This is a genomic window from Clostridioides sp. LIBA-2809, assembly GCF_056688965.1.
The window spans coordinates 3663037-3688707 of the sequence record NZ_CP197004.1; the positions used below are offsets into that span (position 1 = coordinate 3663037).

The 25671-nt window shown below is 27.6% G+C and carries 25 protein-coding genes; 2 read left to right on the plus strand and 23 right to left on the minus strand.

Annotated features, from left to right (window positions below; all coding sequences use genetic code 11):
• Positions 1-437: 437 nt before the first annotated feature.
• Positions 438-1187: an EFR1 family ferrodoxin gene (locus ACTG44_RS17295; protein ID WP_479920912.1), complete on the plus strand. Its 750-nt coding sequence runs from the start codon at positions 438-440 to the stop codon at positions 1185-1187.
• A gap of 164 nt (positions 1188-1351) precedes the next feature.
• Here ACTG44_RS17295 and ACTG44_RS17300 read toward each other — a convergent pair whose 3' ends face one another.
• The 15 genes from ACTG44_RS17300 to ACTG44_RS17370 all read right to left on the minus strand — a co-directional run bounded on the left by ACTG44_RS17300 (position 1352) and on the right by ACTG44_RS17370 (position 18344).
• The gene (locus ACTG44_RS17300) at positions 1352-1717 is read right to left on the minus strand and encodes an ArsR/SmtB family transcription factor (protein WP_479917522.1); all 366 of its coding nucleotides are present in this window, start codon (positions 1715-1717) and stop codon (positions 1352-1354) included.
• A 15-nt stretch (positions 1718-1732) separates the two neighbouring features.
• Positions 1733-2509 carry a nitroreductase family protein gene (locus ACTG44_RS17305; RefSeq protein ID WP_479919465.1) on the minus strand — a complete coding sequence of 259 codons (777 nt, stop codon included), beginning with the start codon at positions 2507-2509 and terminating at the stop codon, positions 1733-1735.
• Positions 2510-2957: 448 nt separating this feature from the next.
• Positions 2958-3407 (minus strand): PTS sugar transporter subunit IIA, encoded by a 450-nt coding sequence (locus tag ACTG44_RS17310; RefSeq protein ID WP_479920913.1) that lies wholly within the window; start codon positions 3405-3407, stop codon positions 2958-2960.
• Positions 3397-5304: a BglG family transcription antiterminator gene (locus ACTG44_RS17315; protein WP_479920914.1), complete on the minus strand. Its 1908-nt coding sequence runs from the start codon at positions 5302-5304 to the stop codon at positions 3397-3399. The genes ACTG44_RS17310 and ACTG44_RS17315 overlap by 11 nt, the downstream gene beginning before the upstream one ends.
• 221 nt (positions 5305-5525) lie before the next feature.
• Positions 5526-7421 carry a PTS fructose transporter subunit IIABC gene (locus ACTG44_RS17320; RefSeq protein ID WP_479920915.1) on the minus strand — a complete coding sequence of 632 codons (1896 nt, stop codon included), beginning with the start codon at positions 7419-7421 and terminating at the stop codon, positions 5526-5528.
• Positions 7422-7445: 24 nt separating this feature from the next.
• A complete protein-coding gene (locus ACTG44_RS17325; protein WP_479920916.1) occupies positions 7446-8336 on the minus strand; it encodes a ketose-bisphosphate aldolase in 891 nt (296 codons plus the stop codon).
• Between the two features lie 884 nt (positions 8337-9220).
• Complete coding sequence (locus ACTG44_RS17330) at positions 9221-10915, minus strand: ABC transporter permease (protein ID WP_479920917.1); 1695 nt, start codon at positions 10913-10915, stop codon at positions 9221-9223.
• Positions 10908-11909 (minus strand): ABC transporter ATP-binding protein, encoded by a 1002-nt coding sequence (locus ACTG44_RS17335; protein WP_479917529.1) that lies wholly within the window; start codon positions 11907-11909, stop codon positions 10908-10910. Before ACTG44_RS17335 ends, ACTG44_RS17330 begins: the two co-directional genes overlap by 8 nt.
• 18 nt (positions 11910-11927) lie before the next feature.
• Positions 11928-12785, minus strand: coding sequence for a hypothetical protein (locus ACTG44_RS17340; RefSeq protein WP_479917530.1), 858 nt, complete (start codon positions 12783-12785; stop codon positions 11928-11930).
• A gap of 279 nt (positions 12786-13064) precedes the next feature.
• Positions 13065-14108, minus strand: coding sequence for an extracellular solute-binding protein (locus ACTG44_RS17345; RefSeq protein ID WP_479919468.1), 1044 nt, complete (start codon positions 14106-14108; stop codon positions 13065-13067).
• A gap of 634 nt (positions 14109-14742) precedes the next feature.
• The gene (locus ACTG44_RS17350) at positions 14743-14943 is read right to left on the minus strand and encodes a helix-turn-helix transcriptional regulator (RefSeq protein WP_021386112.1); all 201 of its coding nucleotides are present in this window, start codon (positions 14941-14943) and stop codon (positions 14743-14745) included.
• Positions 14944-14955: 12 nt separating this feature from the next.
• Positions 14956-15372 carry a hypothetical protein gene (locus ACTG44_RS17355; protein ID WP_479920918.1) on the minus strand — a complete coding sequence of 139 codons (417 nt, stop codon included), beginning with the start codon at positions 15370-15372 and terminating at the stop codon, positions 14956-14958.
• A gap of 31 nt (positions 15373-15403) precedes the next feature.
• Positions 15404-15838, minus strand: a complete 435-nt coding sequence (locus ACTG44_RS17360) for a hypothetical protein (protein ID WP_479920919.1) — start codon at positions 15836-15838, stop codon at positions 15404-15406.
• An 836-nt stretch (positions 15839-16674) separates the two neighbouring features.
• Entirely contained in the window at positions 16675-17304 is a 630-nt protein-coding gene (locus ACTG44_RS17365) for a type 1 glutamine amidotransferase family protein (protein ID WP_479920920.1), read from the minus strand.
• Between the two features lie 77 nt (positions 17305-17381).
• Positions 17382-18344 (minus strand): helix-turn-helix transcriptional regulator, encoded by a 963-nt coding sequence (locus ACTG44_RS17370; protein WP_479920921.1) that lies wholly within the window; start codon positions 18342-18344, stop codon positions 17382-17384.
• Between the two features lie 214 nt (positions 18345-18558).
• Here ACTG44_RS17370 and ACTG44_RS17375 point away from each other — a divergent pair, with 214 nt between their 5' ends.
• Positions 18559-18780, plus strand: a complete 222-nt coding sequence (locus ACTG44_RS17375; protein ID WP_479920922.1) for a hypothetical protein — start codon at positions 18559-18561, stop codon at positions 18778-18780.
• On the opposite strand, the gene ACTG44_RS17380 is transcribed toward ACTG44_RS17375, so the two are convergent.
• The 8 genes from ACTG44_RS17380 to ACTG44_RS17415 all read right to left on the minus strand — a co-directional run bounded on the left by ACTG44_RS17380 (position 18753) and on the right by ACTG44_RS17415 (position 25660).
• Complete coding sequence (locus ACTG44_RS17380) at positions 18753-21500, minus strand: TrlF family AAA-like ATPase (RefSeq protein WP_479920923.1); 2748 nt, start codon at positions 21498-21500, stop codon at positions 18753-18755. The genes ACTG44_RS17375 and ACTG44_RS17380 overlap by 28 nt on opposite strands.
• 70 nt (positions 21501-21570) lie before the next feature.
• Positions 21571-22026 (minus strand): zinc ribbon domain-containing protein, encoded by a 456-nt coding sequence (locus ACTG44_RS17385; RefSeq protein ID WP_479920924.1) that lies wholly within the window; start codon positions 22024-22026, stop codon positions 21571-21573.
• A gap of 71 nt (positions 22027-22097) precedes the next feature.
• Positions 22098-23126: a recombinase family protein gene (locus tag ACTG44_RS17390; protein WP_479920925.1), complete on the minus strand. Its 1029-nt coding sequence runs from the start codon at positions 23124-23126 to the stop codon at positions 22098-22100.
• Between the two features lie 34 nt (positions 23127-23160).
• A complete protein-coding gene (locus ACTG44_RS17395; protein WP_479920926.1) occupies positions 23161-23316 on the minus strand; it encodes a hypothetical protein in 156 nt (51 codons plus the stop codon).
• Between the two features lie 155 nt (positions 23317-23471).
• Positions 23472-24554, minus strand: a complete 1083-nt coding sequence (locus ACTG44_RS17400; protein ID WP_479920927.1) for a DNA primase family protein — start codon at positions 24552-24554, stop codon at positions 23472-23474.
• Positions 24527-24835, minus strand: a complete 309-nt coding sequence (locus tag ACTG44_RS17405; protein ID WP_479920928.1) for a hypothetical protein — start codon at positions 24833-24835, stop codon at positions 24527-24529. The genes ACTG44_RS17400 and ACTG44_RS17405 overlap by 28 nt, the downstream gene beginning before the upstream one ends.
• Before the next feature lie 51 nt (positions 24836-24886).
• Entirely contained in the window at positions 24887-25264 is a 378-nt protein-coding gene (locus ACTG44_RS17410) for a hypothetical protein (RefSeq protein ID WP_479920929.1), read from the minus strand.
• Positions 25265-25276: 12 nt separating this feature from the next.
• Positions 25277-25660 carry a DNA polymerase gene (locus ACTG44_RS17415; RefSeq protein WP_479920930.1) on the minus strand — a complete coding sequence of 128 codons (384 nt, stop codon included), beginning with the start codon at positions 25658-25660 and terminating at the stop codon, positions 25277-25279.
• Positions 25661-25671: the final 11 nt, after the last annotated feature.

Genomic DNA, 25671 nt, shown 5'->3' on the forward strand with positions numbered 1-25671 from the left:
GTAATTCTAGTTAATTCATCAATATTATTTTTTAATACTAACTCTTCCAGCTTTCTTCGATTGAGTTTTAAAATTTTATGAAAGTTAACTTTAATTAATACTTAATGCTATTTTTTTGAATTTCTTGTATCAATATAAATAAATATACATTAAAAAAATATCTTATTATATAGTCTATTTTACACCTTAGTTAATACAAACTATCTATTAGATTAATAAAATCTATATTTTCAAATACATCATTTAAATCATTATAAATTTGACCTTAAAATTTAATGGTAATCAAATTCTTTACCAATAAATATAAAAAAGATTAATGTGCTATAATTTCTTTAGCTAGTAAATTTTATATTTATTATAATGCAATATATTCATAAATTACTTTATTACAAAAAAATATTAAAGGTTAACATAAAAAATAGTTAGGAGATATAATTATGATTTTATATTTTAGTGGTACTGGCAATAGCCGATATGTAGCTCGCAAAATTGCACAAGAATTAAACGATGAACTAATATCATTAAATCAACTTATAAAAGAAGAAAAAACAAATGACTTAATATCAACAGATAAACCATTCATATTCGTATGTCCTACTTATGCATGGAGATTGCCAATAGTAGTTACAGATTTTATAAAAAGAACAAAATTTTTAGGAAACAATAAAGTTTACTTTGTAATGACTTGCGGAGGAGATACAGCAAAAGCTGTAAACTATATTAAAAAACTATGTAAATATAAAGATTGGCAACTAAAAGGCATGGCAGAAATTAAAATGCCAGAAAATTATATAGCTTTATTTCCAACAACAGATAAAGAAACCTCAAAACAAATGATTAAAGAGGCAGATAAACAAATATATAAAATTATTTCTGATATACGTAATGAAAATGAATTTGAAACCATTACCCCTAGTGGCTTAGGCGGTACAATTAAAAGTGGTATAACAAACATAGCTTTTTATAAGATAATTGTTCATGCCAAAGGATTTCACTATACTGATAAATGCATTGGCTGTGGAAAATGTGTAGCACTATGTCCTTTAAATAATATTAATTTAAAAAATCAAAAACCAGATTGGGGAAATAACTGTACTCATTGTATGGCATGTATTTGTGGTTGCCCTACTAAAGCTATTGAGTATAAAAATAATACTCAGAATAAAGAAAGATACTATTTAAAATAATACATTTTTGCCATTTAAACCATTATAAAAGGGGCAGTCTCAAAATTGAGATAAGCCCCTTTTTCATTGTTAAAATCATAGAAATATATTTGATTTCATACAAAAAAGAGAACCTCATGAACTAAAAAGTTAGTTTTGAGATACTCCCTTTTTGTTAAATTATTTTACTCACCTTTTCTTGCATCATTTTCACCAATATGTTGTATTCCAATAAATATAAGATTTATTAATTCTGTTAGTGATTTCCATTGTGATTCTTTTGAATCAAGATAATAATAGTTTTTTGTTCCTTCTCTACGTACATTGACAATTTCTGCTTCTTTCAATATTTTAAGATGATGAGATACAGCAGGACGAGAAAGATGTGTTTTTTCTGTAATTTCTCCCACTCTTATTCCATTAAAATCACTCTCTAGAAGTGTAATTAAAATCAACTGTCTAGTTTCATCACCCATAGCAGAAATAGCTTTACGACATTCTTTAAATTTAGATGTTATTTCTTGTATTCTTTGCTGACATTCTTTTTCCATAAAATCCTCCACTTCTTATAAGTACTTAACATTTGCTGATTCTTTTTGTGCTGTACGTCTATATTTAACATCTGGATATCCAATCACTAGTGTCATAAGTACATGATCCCTGTGTTTTAGACCTAAAAGTTTTTTTAACTTTGGTGAATTATTTGCTACATCTGAAAAATATCCACTAAATAAAACTCCTAGACCATAAGATTCTGCCATTAGTGCCATATTTGATGCTGCAAGTGAACCACTAATCTTATCTTTTGTAACTATAATTATTGCAGTAGGAGCATTCTTGAAAAAAAAGTTACCATCAATCGAAACTTCCTTTGAATATTTAACAACTATATTTGCAATAGGTTTTATTTTTCTAAAAAATTTCACTGCTTCCTTTTCATATATTGCTTTTTTATTATCCAAAACAATATATGATACATCTTGTGAATTTTTAGCACTAGGTGTATACCTACCTGCCTCAATAATTTGCTTTACAATTTCTGGAGAAACTTCTTTATCTTTGAATTTACGAATACTTCTTCTAGATTTAATTGCCATTAATAATTCATCTGAGTCTAATTTTGGCCTATTTGTAAGTTCTATTGGTGGTTCATCAAACCCTGTCAGTGTAATAGCTTCTTTTGGACAAATCGCTGCACAATGTCCACACATTAGACAGTCTTGATTTTTAATTACTGATTTTTTATTTTTTATATCTATATTATTTACTGGACAATCATTTTTGCAAAGTCCACATCCAATACAAAGTTCTTTATTAACTTCAATTATATGCTTATATCTCATATGCTTTTATCTACCTTTCGTTCATTAGTTTAAACTATTATAACACGTAGATATTTTTTATATTCATTGGTAAAGAATTTGATTACCATTAAATTTTTACCATCTCTATTACACAAGCTTTTCATAGATTTTAAAGCATTATTGTTTTCATATAGTAACTTTCTTTTATTTAAGCCTAATAACCACCTTCATAACTTGATACATATTTAGAATAGGCACCTATAACAACACATTTTATGTCTTTATGGGTTAAGTTTTGAAAAATCCTCATAATTGTTATCTTTCATTTGTAGTTATAACAAACAACAAAAAAGCACATCCCCAATCAGATGCACATTTTAAATAAATATATTTTTTATAAAAATTATAATCCATGTAGATTTCACCAGGTTCTTTTATATTAATTCAATATCCAAAAATAAATTCAAATTTATAGTTTATATAATATTTAAGCTTCATAAAACACATCTAGTATTTCTTTTTTAGTATGTGCATTTAAAAGCTTTTCACTTACATATTTACCACCTAAAATATAAGCTATTTTAGATATTAACATTATATCCTCATTGCCTTCAGATTGTGGCATAGCAAACATAATTATTACTTTTACAGGCAATCCATCTATACTTGGCCAATCTACACCTTCTCTAGATTTACCTATTACTACAGATGCTTTCTTGACATACTTTGTTTTTCCATGTGGCATAGCCATCTGATAACCTATACTTGTAGAGCCTATTTTCTCTCTATGCTTTAGTGATTTTATGAACTTGCTTTTTGAAGTTATACTTCCTTTATCGTATAATTTATCTACTAATTCTTGTATTATGCCTTCTTTTGTAGTTGATTTTAAGTCTAAAATAATACTTTCTTCGCTTAATATATCTCTAATTTTCATTTATTTTCTCCAGTACATTATTATCAAATAATATTTTAATATCCTCTTCTCTTTCGCAATCTATTATATAATTTACATAGTTTTTTTGCCTATATAGATTTGATACTTCAATCAGTATATGCTTTAAAAAACTATGATTACTAGTTTCTAAATAAAGATTAATCACTCTATTAACATTATCAACATTCATTATTACCTTATTTACTTTACTTTGATTGCATATATATATATTTAAATCTTTTCCTAATGAGATAGAATCATATTTACTGCTTAAATTCATACCCATTAAACTTCCCATCTGTCTTACATCAAGATTAAAATATATATTATCTTTTAAATACACTCCTAATAAGTTTGTATCTAAGTTCATACTCTTCCTAGGTTTATTAAGTAAAGCATTTTTTATATTATTGATATCACTTTCCATTAATAGCACTGATACAACTATATGTAATTTGTCTCTCAAATCTAAATTTACAGTAGATATTACAAAATCTACATCATCTAAATTTCGCTTATTCAACTGATGCATAGGAATTATATCAACTATAGTCCACTCAGGAAATTCTCTTTTTAATCTAGCTGCAAGAAGCTGAGATGTTCCATATCCTGTATTGCAAACTACTATTACTCTCTTACTACTCATATTTCTTTCTATAGCCGCTTGAAAATATGTAGCAATATACGAAACTTCGTCTATACTAATATCCTTCAGATTATAATGTTCTTTCATAATGTTTATAGTCATCATGCACAATCCCAATACCTCCGAAAATCTCTCTTGTATCTCTTCTAACAATGGGTTTTTTATTTGGATATCATATCTTAATCTGTTTAACATGTGCCTTACATGAGATACTAGACTTTTTTGTAATAGTTCATCATCTCTAAGACTTATATTTAAAAACTGTGACATATTCTCTATCATTATAGATGATACTTTTTCACTGTCACTTAATATATATGATTCATCATTGCAACTCCTATTACTTTCGCTACTAAATCCAGATGATACTAAATAAATATATATATATTTAATTTCATCTTTAGTTATTTTTACTCCATATCTATTTTCTATTTTACCTATAAGTGTAGTGACTTTTTGATATACTAACTCATCCAAATTACATATGGAAACTTCCTTTTCTTCCTGAAACTCTATTTGATTACCTTCTTTAACTCTCTTTAAACATATAAGTATATGCGTAATTAAATTTATATAGTAGGGCTGACTTATAACATAGCCTAAATTGTTTTCCAATTCTGTAATTATAGTTTCTACAAATATGATGGAATCAATATCAAATAAATTTATCAATGCACTAAATGTAGCAGAATCTAATCTTGTTAACTCAGATATATCATGCTGTTCATAATTTTCATCTAATAAATCATCTACCATCTTAGCAATCGATTTCCTTATGTCTACTTCTTTACCTATAATTTTAGTTCCCTCTAGGGTTTTATTAAGTTTTAAATTATATTCTTTTATCCATTCCTCTATATATTTAAAATCATTTACTATAGAAGTTTTACTTACATAATATTTATCCGATAACTGATTTATTGAAGTTATATTACTTGAATTTAATAATAGATATTTTAAAATTTCCATTCTTCTTTGCTCTACTGATAAAGATTTATTTCCCTTTGGTTGTATATTTAAACTATTAATTAGGTCTATATTTTTCTTTGCTGAAGCTTCGATTAATATTCCACAACCTCTTTTTATATCAATTTTTATATTAAAAGTTTCTAGATATATCTCAATAATCTTCAAATCTTTTTGTAATGTTTTGTCTGATACATTTAACTTATCTTTAAAGTATTTTATAGGTTTATATTCATTTTCATTTAATATCAATTTAAGAAATTCAATTTGTCTTGATACAAGCATACTTATGCCCCCTACCTATTTTTTGATATTTCTATTAAGTACCATTTTAGCATATTTTATCACTATGTAAGAATACTAAGATACTTCTGTATCATAAAAGAATTTATGATACACTTTACAAAATTAATATAATATATAATATAATTTCAAAATAAAAAGTAAGGATATTGAGATGTAGCTGACTACTTCTCAATATCCTTATTTTCAATCTTATTTATAATTTAAGCGCTAATTAATTCAAATTCACTACTTTCACTCTTTACAGTAGGTTTTGTTATCCCTATAATTAATGTTGTTATTACTGTTCCAGCTAATATGCAAGCTATATACGCAACTGGTGCACTACATGCAAATGGTATTACAAATATTCCTCCATGTGGTGCCATCAAGGTTATATCTAAACTCATACATATTGCCCCACCTATACAAGAACCAATTATATTTGCTGGAATCATTCTTAATGGGTCTGCGGCTGCAAATGGTATTGCTCCTTCTGTTATAAAAGATGCACCCATTATAGCAGTTGGCAGTGCTGACTTTCTTTCTTCTTTAGTAAACTTATTTTTAAATATTAACATAGCTAATGCTATTGCTAATGGAGGTACCATTCCACCTACCATTAATGCTGCTGATGGTTCAAATACATTACTAGAGAACATAGCTAATCCAAATGCTGAAGCTGTTTTATTAATAGGACCTCCCATATCTGATGCCATCATTCCTGCTAATATTGCTCCTAATAATATTTTATTAGTTCCAGACATACTTTGTAACCATGACTGTAAAGCTTCATTTAACCATGATGCTGGCGTATTAACTATGAAGAACATTATAGCCCCACTTGTGAATGCAATCAACAATGGACATATCAGTACGGCATTTACTCCCTTTAATACATCTGGTAAATTTTCTGTTATCTTCATTACTCCTAAAGCTATATATCCTGTTGCGAATCCTGCTACCATACCCCCTAGGAATCCTGAACCTCCAATAACTGCCATAAAACCAGCTATCATAGCAGGAGCAAAACCTTGCCTTCCAGCAATTGATTTAGCTATAAAACCAGCAAGTATTGGTATGAATAACTTAAATGCTGAGTCGCCTCCAAGTTGTCCAAAGAATCCAGCTATAGGGTTGTATGTTTCATGAGTTGGGTCTGATGCAAATATACCAAACATAAACGCTATAGCTATACCAATCCCACCTATTACTACAAATGGAATCATTTCAGATACACCATTCATTAAGTGTTTATAAATACCTTTTTTCTCTGACCCTTGAAGTATTTCTTTTGAATCTTCTAAAGTTTTTCCACCTGCCTTAATTTCTTTGGCCATGCCGTTTTCAGCATTTATAATTAGATTTTTTGCTAGTGAAATATTCTTAGCATCTGCTACTTTCTTTTGTAATACTTTTTTTCCTATAAATCTACTTGTTTGAATTTCTCTATCACAAGCTATTATCACGTACTCCGCTCTTTTTATATCCTCTTTAGTTAACTTATTTTCTATACCTATAGCTCCATGTGTTTCTATTTTAACTTCATATCCAAGTTCTTGTCCTGCTTCCTCTAACGCTTTTTTTGCCATAAAAGTATGAGCTATCCCTGTTGGACATCCTGTTATTCCAACTATAAGACCTTTACTTTGATTATTACTTAAATCTCCTGATTCTACAGCCTTACAATTAAATATATTTAATATTTCATATGGAGTTTCTGCATTTAGTAGATTCTTAATAAGATTTTCATCCATTAAATATGTAGCTAGTTTAGATATAATCTTAAGATGAGCGTCCAAACCTGATTCTGGAATTGCTATCATAAAAAATGACCTAAGTTTTTGACCATCATTATCCACAATGTCCTTATCTGTTCTTAAATACATCATCACAGGTTGATTTACTGCACTTGACTTAGCATGAGGAATAGCTATTAAATTTCCCATGTTGGTTGGTGATTCTTCTTCACGTTTATTAATATCAATTATGAACTTTTCTTTATCATTTATATACTTTCCATGATACAAATGATTTGCCATATAATCAATTACTTCTTTCTTAGTTTTAAATTGTTTATCTAATACAATACAATCACTACGTAATATTTGCTCTATCATAGACTCTCACCTCCTCGTAGTTTATTATCCAATCACTAATTCTTCTTTTTGTGAAAAGCATTTTAATTTATCTATGTCATTGAATAAATTCATTTTAAACTCTATAACTTCCCTTGCAGCCTCTATACATTGTGGATATATAGCATCTGGTTCATATAAACTTGGATTTTGTTCTAATACTTCTCTACACTTCTTATAATATGCTGATTTAACATCACTTGAAATATTTACTTTACAAACTCCTAGTTTAACTGCTTGTGCTATTTCTTCATCTGGATTTGATGAGCCTCCATGAAGGACTAAAGGTATATCTACTACTTCTTTTATTTCTTTTAATAAATCTAATCTAAGTTTTGGTTTAAACCCTTTTGGATATATACCATGTGCTGTACCAATTGCAATGGCTAGTGTGTCTACTCCTGTTTTTTCAACAAAATCCCTAGCTAATTGTGGATTTGTATATATTATTTCATCAGAACCACCTTCTCCTGATGTTCCAGTTGTCCCTATTGTGCCAAGTTCTCCTTCTACAGATACATTTAATCCTTTTGCTATTTTTACTACTTCTCTAGATATAGCTACATTTTCTTCATATGGTAAATGTGACCCATCAATCATTACTGATGTAAATCCACATCTTATAGCTCTTAATATTTGACTTTTATTTGCTCCATGGTCTAGGTGTATTACCATAGGTACCTTACTCTTATTTGCTTCTTGTATACAACTAGCTACAAAACTATCTTCTAGAAAGCTTAACTCATTTGGGTGTATTGCAAGGATTACTGGTGCATTTTTTTCATTAGCACTCTGTACCACTGCTTTAAGTATTTGCCCACTCCCTATATTAAATGCTGGTACAGCGAATTGATTTTCTTGTGCCACTTGTAACATTTCCTTCATATTTATTAACATATTGTACCTCCTGATATTTTTAATTTTGATTTATTTGTTATTGGTTTTGTTATTGTTTATATTTAAATAATATCAGGGTAATAAAAGTCAGAAAATAACAATCGTTTTCCTTATTGAAAAGGAACTTTTATTATATACTCTTAGTTCCTTTTCAATAAGGAGTTTTTAGAAGTCTGTATCATAGTTAATTATATTTCTTAGGTACAACTTCTCTTCTTAACTGTTTTAACATGCCTTATCTTTCCTAATTATTTATAATAATCAATTAGATAAATACAATTACAATGCCTTTAGTGTTTCAAATTATTACATTCTAACAAATTAATATTATAAACTAGAATAATAGTTCATAAAGCAAAGATATACTAAATTATAAAATTTTATGAAATCATTTAATGTCCTAATTTCGTAAAGTTATTTATTACCAATACTCAATAAGCTTAAAAGCTGACTCTAATAATTACGGTTCTTTGTAAGTATTCATTTAAATTCTATCCTATAGTTATATCATCTAATTTATCAAAAGATATAAGGCATATCAAATATCCTACTTTTATTTACTAAAAAATTAACAGGCAATAATAACATATTTTATATAGATGTTATATTTTACATACCTATAGCTATAAATTTTAAAATACTAGCACTATAGTTAATGCTATATTGATATCAAAAAAATTAAAAAGATATTAGCTATTTAGCCAATATCTTTTTGTAGATTTCGATGGTAGAAATGATTTATAGGAATCATACTCACAATTATCTAATTTTTTATTCACATAATCTTGACATAAAACACCAAAATTACACTCCTTAAGTTCAGTTCTAAGAAATGAAGAGACTTGGTTTTCTAACCACTAATTTATAAATTAGTATCTGTTATTTTATGTAAATCTTTTTCTATCCAATTTAAAAATTATTCCTAACGCTATATAGCATATACCAATTACTAATACACCATAAGCCATAGATACTCCTATCTTAAATTCTTGCATATTAGTTACAATAGAAATTGAAATAGGTCTATTGTAAACACCATAAAGTAAGGCTGACATTGTATATTCTCCAATTGTACGAATGAATACTAATATAGCTCCTGAAATTATTCCTGGCATCATATTGGGGATTATTACATTATAAAAGGTTTGTATCTTTCCAGCACCTAAACTCCTTGATGATTCTTCTAGTCCTAAATTTATTGACTTCATAGCAACCTCATTGGATGAAAATAGTAATGGCAAGGCATAAATTGTATATGCTATAGGTAAAATATAAAAACCACCTATTAAGGATTCATTAAAAGCAAATATACTTTTTTGATTAAATGTATTAATTAGGTTAACTGCAATGGCACTTGCAGGCATACTCCAAGGTAACATTATAATAAATTTTGCTAGTCGATTATATGTATTATCCTTTTTAATTACTAAATATGATACTGGTACAGTAATTATCAATCCTAATGCCACTGCCATTAAAGACATTTTCAAACTGTTTAAAATAGGCTGTAATACACGTGATTTTTGGAAAATCATCTGGTAGTTTTCCAGCGTAAAGTCCCTAGGAAATATGGTTGTCATAATTGAATGTGTACTTACAAATGATAAGTATACAATAGTAATTATAGGAAGCATAATCATAATAATTTGTATTTCAATAATAATCTTACATACAAATGTAAATAAGTCTTTTTTTCTATTATCGACTTTATAACTTTGAGATTTTAGAGATGATACTACTCCATATTTTTTGCCATAATACTGTAACAAAAGCATAAATGCAATTCCCATTAGTAATAAAGTAATTACTTGAACTGAGGCTATATCCATATGGTTATTAGCCTTAGACCTAACAATCTGAGTACTTAAAACTTTAAAACCACCACCTATAAGATTTGGTGCTGAGAAAGAACTAATACCTGATGCAAAAGTTATAATAGTGGAGGTTATAACAGCAGGTGTAATAACAGGCCATATTACATCAAAAAATACTCTTAGCTTTGATGCTCCCATTCCTTTTGCAGCCTCAACTGTTGAGTAATCCACATATTTTAAGGCAACATATACATTTAAATAAAAATACACATACTGAGTATAGGCAACCACAAATAAAATTCCCTTTAACCCACTAAAATCATAAGGTTTGTTGATAAAGGAGAGTAAAATTTCTATAAATTTTGTAACTATACCAGTTTCTCCATAAAGCTGAATACATGCAATTACCATAATTACTCCAGGAATCATCATTGGACTTAGTAAAAGAATATGTATTATTTTTTTGTGTTTATCACAAATAAATGTCATATATAAGGCAAGTGATATTCCCATAATTCCACATACGAATACAGAACCCAACCCCAAAATTATAGTATTACTTACTACCCTTAAATTATTAGTATTTGAAAAATATTCTTTGAAAACTTCAAAAGAATATCCTCCTTCACCTTGGAATGCTTGTGCAAAAGTGTTACCTATTGGAACGATAATATATCCAATCAGAATCCAAAATAATATACTGTATAAAATAATAGAAATAATATTTTTAGGTGTGAATTTACTATGGTTTATTTTTTTAATCATATTGTTCACCTTGTAACACACCTAAATATGCCATATCCCCTACGTTTAATTTATTACTATTATTCAGTCTATTAAGTTCAGTTACTTGATACTTTTTTCCATTATTTGATACTGTATATTCTAAAATTGGACCTAAGAAATTCTTAGATTCTACTTTTACTTTTACAAATCCGCTTTGGTTGGTATTTTGTAATAATACCATTTCTTCAGGTCTTTTATAAATATAGGGCTTTGTCTCTTTTTCAATGCTGAAATTAACATAATCCTCTTTTTCAATACAGTTTGAAGTACCTACAAAGTTTGCTACGAAATCATTCAATGGGCTTTTGTAAACTTCCATTGGCATACCAATTTGAAGAACTTTCCCCTTCTCCATTATAGCTATTCTATCAGAAATAGCTAAGGCTTCTTGTTGATCATGAGTAATAAATAAAGTAGTAATACCTATCTTTTTCTGTATCTCTCTTATTTCCTCTCTCATTTTGACTCTTAAAGCTACATCTAGATTAGACATTGGCTCATCTAATAAAAGCATAGTAGGCTCAGTAGCTAATGCTCTTGCTACTGCTACTCTTTGTTGCTGTCCACCAGATAATTCATCAATCTTTTTTTTCTTAAAATCTTTCATTCCTGCCAATTCTAAATAAGTATCACATTTTTCCACTATAATTTTTTTAGATAACTTTTTTATTTTCAATCCATAAGATACATTTTCTTCTACAGTCATATTTGGAAACAGTGCATAGTTTTGAAAAACAGTCCCCATATTTCTATTTTCTGGTTCTAGATTGGTAATATTCTTATCACCAACATAAATACTTCCAGAAGAAGGTTTTATAAATCCACCAATTATTCTTAAAATAGTTGTTTTACCACATCCAGAAGGGCCTAATAAAGTAAAAAATTCTCCTTCCTTAATGGATATATTAATATCATGTAATACTTTTTCTTTTCCATAATAATGATTAATTTCTTTTAATTCTATATTCTTCATATCGTCTCCACAAATTATCTAATATTTATAAATCTCTAAATATACACATGATGAATCATCATAGATTTTAAATCTAGGAAACTCTATTGCCATTTCATCATCCTTTTCTAGCTTCCTAACTTTTCTATATATATAGTCTATACCTTTAACTTCTGCTATTTTCATCATTTCGTCTTTATCAAAAATCTTATATCTATCATATCCACATGAAAAACCATCACTAGATATCATAATTTTCATTTTATATTCTATATCAATAAATCCACTTACACAATTATCAACAGCATCTTTAGAAAATTCTAAAGCCCAATATCCACCTACAGTATTTTTCTTAAGTCTATTATCTATTATAATTGGCATTGCCTTAGCTTTTCTCTCATTTAAGGTAAGGTTTAAAGAGTCTTTGCCATCTTGCATAAAATCAAATACTTTTTTATCAAGCCTACATAGAGTCTCATCTTTTAAAACTTTCACAGATTCATTATAGCTAACTAATAAAGTACAATCTCCCAAAAGTAAATACTCTATCTTATCTTTATAAAACTTTAATATAGAGCATGAACAAGAAGGAATATCTATTGCTTCTATTTCTTTATCACCTATTAATTTGCGATACTCTTTTGTTATTTCCTCAATGCCTTCTTTAATAATTACTTTTAAGCTATCTTCTCTTCCCACATTATCATGAAGATAACTATTCCACCAACTTACATACCATTTGGCATCACTTTCTGTAGAGACTAAGTTCTTATTATTTAAACCTGTAGCTCCATCAAGTACCCATGCTCCATAAGGTGATAAACCTATGATATCTTCGTTAAAATTGCCACTACCTTTATTGCATAATAATTTATAATCACTAATTTTCAGTCCCATTTTTATCTCCTTGCTCACATAAATTGTACCTTTACTATAATTAAAAGTTTTACATAATAAAAAATTTGCTTCAATTGAGCGACTACGTCTAAGAATCACTTCATATCTCCAACTACTTCGTCAGTTGCTCAAAAGCTATTTTATTTAATATTGGTGTATTAGTATCATTTGTTTGTATGAGCTATACAAAAACTATGAGATACCATAGTTCCCTTATACGTAAAATAGCGAGGAAAATCCTCACTATTTTTGTATATAATATTAAATTATTTAATTAGGCTATTTTATAGTTTTATTGTTATCTATTATATCTGTTTCCCATTTTTCAATCCAGTTAGACTGATTTTTTCCAATTACAGACCAATCTACATCCATAGCTTTATATTCTTTCGACATCCACTTTGGTGAATCTTTAAGTGCAGAATCTAATGTCGGAATACGGTTAAAATCATTTGCAATCATAGCTTGAACCTTAGCACTTCCAACAAAATCTACAAATTTAGCTGCTGCTTTTGGATGTGGTGCATTTTTTAAAGCTGCTACACAGTCTGTGATTACTACAGAACCACTCTCTGCATCCACAACTTCTAATGGCATATTATTTTTTTCTCTATTATCTATTATATCACTTAATACTGCAACAGATATAGCAGCTTCACCTTTACCTATTGCTGAATACATAACACTTCCACTATTGTAGTAGTTCTTTATATTTTTATTTAAATCTTCAAGGTACTTCCAAGCTTCATCTTCACTTTTAGTAGTTGAATAGTAATTGATTAAGTTACTAACAGTAGAACGCATAGATGATGATAATGAGTCTCTAGTAACTATTAAATCTTTATATTCTTCTTTTGTTAAATCGCTCCAATCTTTTGGTGCTTTATCAGCTGATAATAGTTTTGTGTTATAAAACATCATTACTGGCGTTTTTATAGTTCCATACCAATATCCTTCTGAATCTTTATAAGACTTGTCCAATTCATTATTCCAGCTTGGTTCAGTCTTTTCATATAATCCTTCTTCTTTTAATTGCATATATGTAGATGTATCTCCACCAAACATTATATCTGCTTGTGGATTATCTTTTTCACTTCTAACACGATCTGCTAGTTCACCTTTTAAGTTTATAAATTCAACATTAACTCCTGTTTCCTTTTTAAATTCTTCAGAGATTGCTCCTAGCATATCCTCTGCATGTGTAGTATATACTACTAATGTATCCTCTAATTTATCACTTTTTGCTGTGCTATCATTGCTACAAGCTACAAGTGATAATGATATTGCTACAGTTAATAAAATAGCTGCTATTTTCCTCTTCATATTGATTCCTCCCTCATATTCTCCATGTTCATTTTAAATGTTATTATTCTTATAGTCAACGATTCGACAATAATCTATATAATTGTATTTTTCTATAACAACTTATTTTATTATTGTTTTTTTCTATAATTACACTTATTTTTATACATATAATTTTTTTATTAACATTAATCCATTTTTCAATCTGGATATCTTATTTCTTTAAAACCTATTTTAAATATTAGTATTATTATCATTTATATACATAAAAAATGACCTATAAATAGGTCACCTAAAATAATGCTTATATAGTATATGAGATACTTTCTTAAATCACTTATTATTTTTTTATCTAGTCCACTTTCAGTAAATAGTGCATGTATGTGTATGGTTTCCATTTTAAGTCTTAATTAAAAGTGTGAACTACTGTAAAACCATACCTCATCCTCACATCTAAACTTTAAAGTTTTATCTATTATTTATTAATTGGCTGTATATTCACTAATTTTTATCATTTACAGTAGTCTTCTTATCTTAAAATAATTACAACCTAACTTTACTCATACATTATATTATATATAAATATTTTTAACAAAATTAATAATTAAATAACTATATTTTATTAACCATCTTATAAATGTTTATAGCCTATATACTAATCTTCTTCAATAAATTCAAACAAATTTTCGACTGTGGTATCGAATACTTTAGCAATATCCATCGCTAACTTTAAAGAAGGATTATATTTTCCATTTTCTAAGTGTACAATAGTCTCACGTCTTACCCCAACTGATTTAGCAAGTTCGTTTTGTGTCATAAGGAGTTTTTCTCTATATTCTTTAATTTTTGTTTTCATCGATATTGCCACTTAGTTACATATCCCCCTTTTATCAAAGTATATATACAAAATTAATTTAGATAACGATTGTATAAATAAAACTGCAATAAGAATTATACCAGTATCCAAGTTTGATATATTTATATTACTTGTATAAGGTGTTGCAAAGAAAATAGCTATTATAACTATAGAATACATCATTATTGTTATTGCAATCTGATTAACCTTTGATAGTATAAATTTAGATGATTCATCAACTAAATCATTATATTTTTTATTATAAACTGAATAGCATCCAAAGACTATTAACCAACTCAGTCCTGGAAGAGATGCAGTACTTGGACCTTTAAAAATATACTTAGTAGCTAATATAGCTATAAAAAGATAAGTTATTACAAGTAATTCCAATATGAGTTTTGATTTTACACCAGTTTCTGATTTAGACATATAAAATCCCTCCTTAAAAGTTATATATTCTTTAGTTTTTGTTTTCATTAATATAATTACATATCCCTCTTTTATCAAAATATATATACAAAATTAATTTAGATAACGATTGTATAAATAAAACTGCTAATAGAATTATACCTATATCCAAATTTGATATATCCAAAGCTCTTGCATGATTAGCTGAAAAGAGAACAGCTATTACAAATATAGAGTACAGCATTATTTTTGATGCAATTTGATCAACCTTTAATAACATAAGTTTTGATGCCTCATCAACTAAATCATTATATTTTTTATTATACATGGAGTCAAATACCCAAAAAACTAATAAGATTATAAAAGTAATCCAAATACCTTCTCCTTTAAAAATAAACTTTTCTAATAATAAGTCTATAAAGAAATAGGATAGCATCAGTAATTCTGAAACAAGATTTGCTTTAACACCAAGCTCTGATCTAGACATATAAAATCACCCCTTAAAAGTTATATATTTATAACACCTCATGTTATAAATATATAACTTTTCCAAATAAATTGCAAGAAAATATTGTAAATACTTAATAACATTTTTACAAGTATAGTCCATAAAAGATTTCATAATAGACATCTAATGGTTACAAATAATATTATAAAATTACTTTTTTATTCACTCCTATAGAACCAACTCTCTAAAAAATTCTTATACCATAAAAATATATTCTTTAGTAAGCATTACAGTACAGTACTAGATTAGTTTATTATATCTATTGTTTCAATCATATCATTTACCAACTATTATCCTAATTAATATAAGATATTGAAATGTATAATTATACAGCCTAAGTTCACTCCAATACACCCTCAAAAATACCTCTTTTTTTGTGGATTAAGTACAGTTGGGGATTTCATTAATGAAATAAAAAATACTAGTCAATATTGACTAGCATTTACAAGTATTTCTAAGTATTTCATTATTTATTTTTACAAATCATTGGACACGAATCTCAGGAATAATACACAGGATTAATTCATTTCATATACAATCCTATGTTTTCATCAAAAATATACGTCACTTTACTATCCCATGATATAATACAACAGAAAAAACTACAATCTATGGTGGTTTCATATATTCTTAGTTATATTAGTAGGAAAGAAGTGTACTCCATATTGAACTAATTATAAATTTTATTATTGGAATTATCATTTCTATTTGTGTTGGTATAAGTACAAATTATATATATGATAAAATTCTAAACTACTTATCTATTGCCATAGAAAAAGTAGTTTAGAATTTGAATTTAAAATTAAATCTTAAATTTATTTATTACAATTCATTAGTTCGAAAAAATATTTAGAGTCATGAGTTTTATAAAGGTTCAACCAAGAACTTAATGCTTCTTCTTTAAAAACATCTAAAACTTTTAAAACTTGTACTGTAAATTCTAATGGTGCAATTCCAGAAGCAGTAATTAAATTTTCATCATTAACCGCAGATTCCATTTTATAATATTTTTCTCCAGAATAACTTGGTATCACCATTTTTAAAAATTCTAAATCATTACTTGTATGATTTCTAAAATCTAGTAAACCTGTTTTAGCTAACCCTAAAGTAGCACCACAAATAGCTGCAACTATAGACCTTTGTTTCAAAGCCTCTTTAGATTTTTCTAATATTTTCTCATGACCTATAGATGTCCAAGTATTTCCCCCTGGCAAAATTAATAAGTCATTACTTTCAGTATTAAGCTCATCAATTGTAATCTCAGGTAAAACTTTTAATCCACCCATTGTTATAATAGGATTTTTATCAACTCCTACTGTAATTACTTTTAGTGGTTTTAATCCTTTTTTAAAATATCTTCCTGTATTTAATTCAGCAGTTAGATATCCAACTTCCCAATCTGACATAGTATCGAATACATACATATATACTTTTCTATTTTTCATTTTTTTGCTCCTTCTATAATTAACTAATATACCTAATTGTAAAATAACTTAACTGACATACTCTGTCAGTTAAGTTATTAAATTTGATAGTGATTAATTAATTCGAGTAAATCTTCAACCATTTTATCCCTAAGGCTTAATGGTTCAATTATTTGTATAGATTTTCTATAAGGTATAAGTATATTTGGTACATATGTAAATATTATCTCTTCTTGAAGTTTAAATATTGCTTTATTTGGAGTCCTTTCTTTTAAATAATATCCTAGAAGCCAATGCTGACATAAGTTATCTAATGTATTTATCCTTCCTTCTATAACTAATGGTATAATATTATCCTCATCTTTTGTTTCAGCCATAATCCCTCTTATAAAAAATTCACTTGCTGAAAATTCCTTTGGTCTATTAAAGGTATTTGATGTTTCTATGACACTAATAATTCTATCTACCCTAAAACTACGAATCTCATTTCTCATTTGACAAAATGCTACTATGTACCAATTATTATTCCAACGAACAATTCCATATGGATTTATAATCCTACATTTTGATTTTTCTTCACGAGCTGTACGATAGTTGATTTCTACAGATAATTCATTTGCTATACTATTTTTTAACTTTTTAAGTACAGATTCTATGGATATTTTTCCAGTTGGTTTTATTACTTCAAAACCTATTAAATGTTTTGTTAAAGTTTCTTCTTGTTTTTGATTTGAATACATTTTTAACTTTGATGTTGCTTTGTCTAGTGTATCATCTAAGAAACATCCCTCTTCTTTAGCAAATATAGCTGCATGAAGTAACGCAGTTTGTTCTTCTGTATCGAAAAAAAGAGGTGCTTTGATGAAATTATTCAAAAGTGTATATCCACCATTATGACCTGTATCTGAAATTATAGGTACTCCACTAGCAGATAATGCATCAATGTGTCTGTAGACAGTTCTTATATTTATTTCTAGTTTTTCAGATATTTGTTTTGCGGTGATTTTTTTATCTGAGTTTAGCATCCATAATATGGACATCATATTATCAATTTTAGCCATATAGTTTTACCTCTTCATGTGTGTTTTATAAGTTAATTATATAGGTTATTAGATTAATTTTCCAAAAAAGATATTAGCAATTTGCTAATATCTTTTTTGGATTTCAATGGTGGAGAGGAATCTCAGAAATAATACCCACGATTTTTAAATTCATCTATATGTAATAATAACTTAGTTTATTGAGTATACTTATAATAAAACACTAGGAGGTTTTATGTATTTACAATTAACTAAGGAACAAATTTTAAATTTAGAATCTAGTGGTAAAGCCTTATTCATATCTCTTTGGGATACTACTTATAATACTTTTAATTATTATAATATTCAAGATGGTGTGTTCTCTTCATATACTGAGCATCATAATAATCTATCTACTGCTTATTCAACACCTATAAAAGTATTTAAAATTTATTCTAGTGCTTTTGATATTCTATGATATCTATTATTTAAAGCTACTTTTCCACCTTCCATTACATCACAAATAGCTTCCCTTACATCTTTTTTCTGTAAAGCACCATATGTTCTTTTATTTATTTGACCATTAATAAAACCTAATTGAACAACCTGTTCTGATGCCCCATTTACAGGTATATTCGGATTATGAGTAACAACAATAACCTGTTGCTTTAATTTTAAATTTCGGATTCCAGTCACAACTAGATCTGAAATTCGTTTTGTATCTAAATCATCCTCTGGTTGATCAATTATCAAAGGTCTATCATCTAAGGATAAAATCAAAGCTAATATAGCTGCCGTTCTTTGTCCTGCTGATCCTTGATCTACATCAATTTCTCTTTTGTTATCAACAATCGACAATTTAACTTTATCCTCTGGAACCCAAAGCATTAATTCATTTATATCTTCTCTATTTGTTTCATATATTCTTCTCATATGTTTATTAAAATTTTTACTATAATTTTCATAAATTTCATTATCAACATCGCATAGATTTTTCATTTTACTTGTTAAACTTTCAAGTATCTTTTCTACACTATCCTCCGATTTATGTATATTACATATATCGTACATTATACCTGATTTAATTACTCCATCATCATCTATTTCACATATATCTTTCTTAAACGTAGTATCTGTCTTTCTTATTATCTTTCTAAACTCTTGTTCTGCATTTATTATATCTCCCATTAAATTCAACTTAATTTTTATACCTAAATTTTTATTATTCCATTCTTCAATTAACTCTACCCTTTTTTTTCTAACCTCTATATTTAGTTTATTTATTTCTGCTAATAAATCATCTGATTTATTTACCTGACTACTATAAGATTCTTCTATAGATTCTATATTTTTTAAATATATTTCTAAGCGTTTTTTATCTTCTACGAGTTTAGTGTATAGATTAATATCAACGGGTGCATCACTTCCTATTCTATCAACTAATTCTTGGTACTTTAGTTCTACACTATTCCTAGTATCATTCCATGGTAAATTTTCAGTTATGTTTTTTGTTTCCTCTTTATCCAATAATAAACTATCTATTTCTTGTAATATATTTCTTAACTTGCTATTTATACTATCTATTTTTGATTTAATAATTTCTTTTGATTTATCATCTAATTTTTCATTTATATCTTCTGGCATACTCAATAAATTAATTAACTTAGACATATCTTCTATCTTTTTAATACTCTCTTTATGCTCTTTGAATAAACCATTTATGCTATACTCTAAACTTTTTGTATTTTTATATTCTTCTATTATAGAAGCATAATCAGATTCCTCAAATACCTTCATTTTAGCTTCTATATCTGATAGATTAATCTTTATAATGTCTTTATTTACAATATCTTTCTTTAATTTGTTCTCTATTCTTTTAGACTCTTTCCATTTATCTTTTAAATTTTCTAGAATTATATCTATATCTTCTTTCATAGTTAATCCATCTATAAGATTAAGTATTACCTTAGGATCTTTAGTTATCTCATATAGCTCCTTTTGATTAAAAATACGAATAGGGAATCTTTTATTAATATCCATTGCCTTACCTTTTTCAACCCAGTGGTCATTTATTTGATCATAATGCTCTTCATATATATCATATTTATCCCAAATTAAAGCAATTTCTCTATTGTCTTTCAACATTTCTATTCTTATTTTTGTATTTTCTCTTAACATACCTATTTTATTTCTACCTTCAGATACTTTAGCAAATTCCTCAAACTCGCTTTTTAATGAATCGGTTAGTTCCTCCTCTCCATTTATTGCTAACCTAATATAATTTAATATACTAGATTTTCCAGATCCCCTTCCTCCTATAATAGTAGACATCCACGGACTAAACTCAAGTTCAAATTTATTTGGTCCTAAACCTATTTTAGCTCCATCTTCTATTTTTAACTTTTTTATAAAAAATCTACTAGTTATGTCGTTTGGATTATATCTGATACTATTATCATCATATCGCAATACTCCATCTTTTCCATCATGTAATGCCAACCATAGTGCATCCAAACTAGGTTCTTCCATTTTGACCCATGTAAAAAATCTACCTATATCTTTAGGTTTATGACTATCTGATCCTATAACCTCAGAATGATTTAACATAAGTTCTTTATATACTTGTGGCTTATTAAATTCAGGGTCATGCACTTCTAACGCTAATATACCTTCACTTTTTATACTATCTCTTAATGAAATGCCTGATTCTTTTTCAAATATACCTGATTCTATATCTACATGAGCAGGTATAGGTATCCCACCTTTATTTATAATATCTTGAATTACATATTCAAATGACTTTCTAGTACATCCGTCTGAATCCCCCTTGGTTCCGCTATACTCAATAGATCCTATTAACTCTGCTATATCCTCACTACCTTTATTTAAATCAAATATAGCTAAAAGGTGAATACCTCCATTAACTGTAATCTCAATGCCTGGAAATAGATATAAATCACGATAACCTTCACATTGTTCTTCTTCCATATTTACTAATTCATTCTTTAATACATCTATCCATGCCCCTGTATTATGATCAGTTATCGCTATACAGTCTATTTCCTTAGCCATTACATTTAATAGCCATTCTCTAGGTCTTATTTTTTTTAGCTCAACTTCATCTTTCCCATAATCAACTGATGCTGGTGTATGTACATGAAAGTCAAATTTCCACCATTTAGATCCTTTTATTTTCATATATTACTCCCTTCAACAAACATATCTAGATATAATTTTACACTATATTCCATATATTTTCTTGAATTTTTTAGTATCTAAAATTTTCTCTTAATGCAGTAATATGTAAATCATGAGTTATTTCATTGTCAGCAAAAGAAAAGACCACATTGAATATCATTTCAACGTGGTCTCTATATACTACTACCTCTTTAACATAATCACTTATAAACTTCTTACATTCTGGTAAATTTCTAGTTAAAACAAACTCTTTGAACTTTCCAAACATACTTCTAATCTGATTTTCTGTTATATCTACCCATCCTACATCTTTACTTTCTATAGATAGTTCATCTATCTTTAAATCTAAGCTCAACTTTATCTGCTCTAATTCATCTAATTTGTCTTTAAGCATATTGTTAACTATACCATTCATTATGGCAGTAAGTATATTTTCAATTTCTTTGTTTACTTTCTCCAGCTTATTTCTAAGATTATTTAACATTTCATGATTATCATTAGACTTAACTTTTAATCTTTCATTCAATTCCTTACTTAAAACTGGTATAGCTTCATCGTTTAATACATGCTTTTCTAACTCTGTAAGAACAAACTCTTCTAAATAATCTCTTTATTCTTACAGTCTCGTTTCTGTTTCCTACTACCACACCTATATGAGATGTAATCATTACCGTACTTATCCTTCCTTTTATTCCCCTGCATAGCATGACCACATTCACATTTTATTAAACCTGTTAGTAAATAAAGTGTAGTTGCTTTGTGTGATCCTGGTGATTTCTTCCTCTTTTGCATCATCTCTTGAGCTTGTATAAACACTTCTTTATCTATTATTTGTGGCATACCTCCTTCTATTTTGATGATTTCTTCTTCACTTTTTTGCTTGTGACCATTCCTTTTTCCATTAACCCCTTTCCTTTGTGTCTTATTAAATACATATACTCCTGTATATTTCTCATTACTTAATATCCCATGTAAACTGTTCTTCCCAAACTTATTGCCTCTTTTAGTCTTATATCCTAAATCATTAAGCTTATCAATAATATTGCTATATGAATATCCATTAACATACATATCAAATATTATTTTAACAGCTTGAGCTCCTTCTTCATTGACTAAATATGTTTTATCAAACGCAACATCATAACCTAAAGGTGCATCACCTCCATTATGTAGGGCTTTTAGTGCATTCTCTTTTTGACCTTTAGCAACTTCTCTAGCTAAATTTGCAGAGTAATATTGAGCCATTCCCTCTATGACTGACTCTAATATCAAACTTTCAGGTGAATTATCTAGATTTTCTAACACACTTACTACTCTTATTCCTTTTACTTTTAGCTTTTGCTTATACATTGCTGAATCATATTTATCTCTAGAAAATCTATCTAGCTTATGAACTATAACCATTGATATTCCAGTATTGTCCTCTTCACAATACTTAATCATATTTTGAAATTCTGGTCTATTAGCTGATGTTGCTGATTTAGCTCTATCTATAAATATTTTAACTATTTGTATATTATTCTTTTTGCAATACTCTTCAATAGCTCTGACTTGGGCATCTATAGATTCATCCCTTTGATTATCTGAGCTAAACCTTGCATATATTACTGCTTTTGCTGTTACCATTGATATTGTCCTCCATCATATTTATTTTTATAAACTATTTATCTAGTAAAAATATCTTAGATAATACTTCTACTAAGCCTCTTTTGATTACTACTTTACTATCACCTACTTCTTCATCTTTTTTTGACTTATAGTATTCCTTAGAATATAAATCTTTTCTGCTTATTGTTGTTTTTATTTCTTTGATCATATTTATATCCTTCCTATATATAATATATATTTGTAATATATTTTCATTCATTTCCTCTAATATGGCATGGTGGCTAAGGTGACATATTATTACAAAAAAATAATTGCCCTATATATTAACTTGATTTTTTTATTTTTTATATGCCACCTAGCCCCCTAAGCCACCCAACCTAAATGCTTAATAAATCTATCATTCTTTGACTTAGTTTCTTCTATACCTTCAGTTGCCGATACTCTTCTTAACTCATTCCAAAACTTAGATGGTTTATCAGTTCCTTTAGTGTCTATTAAATTTTGAGTCGCCCAAAATACATACTTCTCTAATATTTCTTTTCTATTAATTCTATTATCTCTTTCTTCATTCATATTTTCTCTAAAGAACATATACACTGGATCTTGGCTCTCCTTATATGATTTTATAGCTAATTTCAGAGCTTCTGACTCTGTAAACTTATGGTTATTTTCTATTAATCTATGAAGCCCTTCTAATGCCCACATTAATATTCCTTCTCTTTCTTTTATTAACTTATCAATTAAATTAACATCTTGCTCATTATCTTTAAATATCCTATTAAATGGTATTATCATCAATCTTCTATAGAAACCATGACTATTATCATAGGTATTAGGTAAATTATTACTTGCAAAAATCATCTTACATGTGGGTCTATACTCATATGGCTGAACATATTTAACATCTACAGTTATAACGTCTCCACTTGTTATAGCTTTCAATTTTTCCGTTTCAAAGTCAGCTTCGTTTTCTGATGATATATTAGCTTTCTTACCAACTATACAAGAAGCTGTGAAATTACCTTTTATTTGTTTAATTGATACAGATGATATATTATCCCTTCCTATCATATTTATAATCACATCACATAGTACACTTTTTCCATTACTACCAACACCATACAGTAAAAAGAACTTCTGAGCTTTATTACTATCCACTAATATATAACCTATTATTTCTTGTATGCTTCTTATTAAATCCTCATCTCCACACATACAATCATTTAAAAACTTTAGAAATATGGGGCATTTAGCACTTGTATTATAGGCATTATCAATTTTTTTATTTACAATAAAATTAGTTGAATATTTATCTAATGTTTTAGCATGAATATCATATACACCATTATTTAAAAATATATAGTTTGGATATGTTGGCATTTTTTCAACTTCATCAAAATCTCTATTTATCAATGCTATTATTTTTGATTCGTCTTTCCACTCCAAAATTTTGTATCAACAGAGTCTAAAATCTCTTTTAATAGCCTCTTTAAAGCTCTTATATCTAACTGATCTGATAATCCAGTTTTATAGTTATATACTAAATATGCTTCTCCATAACATCTTACTTCACATGTATATTTAAGTACTTTAACAAATTTCTTATAACTAAATATTTCTTCCTCTTTTTCATTATAATAAGTTATTTGTGATCTATATCTTTCATCTTTTATATCTAAATTGGGATTTATATATTGTTTTGCGAATTCTCTTCTTGTCTTTTGCATTACACTCTCTCCTTTATATAGGCTATCTTACATAAGATAGCCCCCATAAATTTATCTTGCTACTATTCTATCTATGTTACTATATACCGTTCCATTAGCTTGACTATTCTTTATAGTTACTACAACTTCTTTTCCAACTAATGTATCTACATCAAAAGTTTCATCTGATGTGTTTATCTTCATATCATTTAAAAATATATAAAATCTACTATTTACATAATCAGATATGTAATAACTAGTCATTTTAGTTACTTTAGTTACCATAAGGTCTATCTCAATCTCTACTTGTAGTACATTCTTAAATCCATACTGAGTTACCTGATCTAACTTTAATGTAACATTTGTAATTGTTGCATTATATTCACCTTCCTCTATTCCTTTACTGTTATTTTCTAATCCTACTATTAAATTACTTTGCTTTAATTTCATATTTATTTCCTCCTACTTACACCAACTATTACTTATATTTATATCGACCTTACAAGGTACTAAACTTACAAATTTACTCATTCCTGATTTCATGCTTGCTAATAGTACTTCACAAGCACTATTAGCTTCTTCTTCTGGTACTTCAATTACAATTTCATCATGCACTACTGCACATAATTTATAATTTTCATTACGATTTTTCATAAATTCAATCAATGATTCTTTTAATATATCTGCTCCAGTTCCTTGGATACAGTAATTTAACTTTTGATTTGGTTTTAAACCTTCTCTCCAAACTCTACCTCCTAAACTTTTTATCTCCTCTGATTGAAGTAATATATTTTGTAATGAGTATATGTTTTTATATGCATAAAAAAAATTAATTCTATATGTCATTGCTTCTTCTA

Excerpts from the sequence above, each read along its gene's own strand:
- ACTG44_RS17360 (WP_479920919.1), bottom strand. The coding sequence starts at position 15,838 with ATGTCTAGATCAGAGCTTGGTGTTAAAGCAAATCTTGTTTCAGAATTA.
- ACTG44_RS17370 (WP_479920921.1), bottom strand. The coding sequence starts at position 18,344 with ATGGCTAAAATTGATAATATGATGTCCATATTATGGATGCTAAACTCA.
- ACTG44_RS17320 (WP_479920915.1), bottom strand. The coding sequence starts at position 7,421 with ATGATAGAGCAAATATTACGTAGTGATTGTATTGTATTAGATAAACAA.
- ACTG44_RS17355 (WP_479920918.1), bottom strand. The coding sequence starts at position 15,372 with ATGTCTAAATCAGAAACTGGTGTAAAATCAAAACTCATATTGGAATTA.
- ACTG44_RS17380 (WP_479920923.1), bottom strand. The coding sequence starts at position 21,500 with ATGAAAATAAAAGGATCTAAATGGTGGAAATTTGACTTTCATGTACAT.
- ACTG44_RS17365 (WP_479920920.1), bottom strand. The coding sequence starts at position 17,304 with ATGAAAAATAGAAAAGTATATATGTATGTATTCGATACTATGTCAGAT.
- ACTG44_RS17395 (WP_479920926.1), bottom strand. The coding sequence starts at position 23,316 with ATGATCAAAGAAATAAAAACAACAATAAGCAGAAAAGATTTATATTCT.
- ACTG44_RS17410 (WP_479920929.1), bottom strand. The coding sequence starts at position 25,264 with ATGAAATTAAAGCAAAGTAATTTAATAGTAGGATTAGAAAATAACAGT.
- ACTG44_RS17340 (WP_479917530.1), bottom strand. The coding sequence starts at position 12,785 with ATGGGACTGAAAATTAGTGATTATAAATTATTATGCAATAAAGGTAGT.
- ACTG44_RS17295 (WP_479920912.1), top strand. The coding sequence starts at position 438 with ATGATTTTATATTTTAGTGGTACTGGCAATAGCCGATATGTAGCTCGC.
- ACTG44_RS17350 (WP_021386112.1), bottom strand. The coding sequence starts at position 14,943 with ATGAAAACAAAAATTAAAGAATATAGAGAAAAACTCCTTATGACACAA.
- ACTG44_RS17345 (WP_479919468.1), bottom strand. The coding sequence starts at position 14,108 with ATGAAGAGGAAAATAGCAGCTATTTTATTAACTGTAGCAATATCATTA.
- ACTG44_RS17375 (WP_479920922.1), top strand. The coding sequence starts at position 18,559 with ATGTATTTACAATTAACTAAGGAACAAATTTTAAATTTAGAATCTAGT.
- ACTG44_RS17335 (WP_479917529.1), bottom strand. The coding sequence starts at position 11,909 with ATGAAGAATATAGAATTAAAAGAAATTAATCATTATTATGGAAAAGAA.
- ACTG44_RS17315 (WP_479920914.1), bottom strand. The coding sequence starts at position 5,304 with ATGCTTGTATCAAGACAAATTGAATTTCTTAAATTGATATTAAATGAA.
- ACTG44_RS17405 (WP_479920928.1), bottom strand. The coding sequence starts at position 24,835 with ATGCAAAAGACAAGAAGAGAATTCGCAAAACAATATATAAATCCCAAT.
- ACTG44_RS17390 (WP_479920925.1), bottom strand. The coding sequence starts at position 23,126 with ATGGTAACAGCAAAAGCAGTAATATATGCAAGGTTTAGCTCAGATAAT.
- ACTG44_RS17325 (WP_479920916.1), bottom strand. The coding sequence starts at position 8,336 with ATGTTAATAAATATGAAGGAAATGTTACAAGTGGCACAAGAAAATCAA.
- ACTG44_RS17300 (WP_479917522.1), bottom strand. The coding sequence starts at position 1,717 with ATGGAAAAAGAATGTCAGCAAAGAATACAAGAAATAACATCTAAATTT.
- ACTG44_RS17415 (WP_479920930.1), bottom strand. The coding sequence starts at position 25,660 with ATGACATATAGAATTAATTTTTTTTATGCATATAAAAACATATACTCA.
- ACTG44_RS17330 (WP_479920917.1), bottom strand. The coding sequence starts at position 10,915 with ATGATTAAAAAAATAAACCATAGTAAATTCACACCTAAAAATATTATT.
- ACTG44_RS17310 (WP_479920913.1), bottom strand. The coding sequence starts at position 3,407 with ATGAAAATTAGAGATATATTAAGCGAAGAAAGTATTATTTTAGACTTA.
- ACTG44_RS17305 (WP_479919465.1), bottom strand. The coding sequence starts at position 2,509 with ATGAGATATAAGCATATAATTGAAGTTAATAAAGAACTTTGTATTGGA.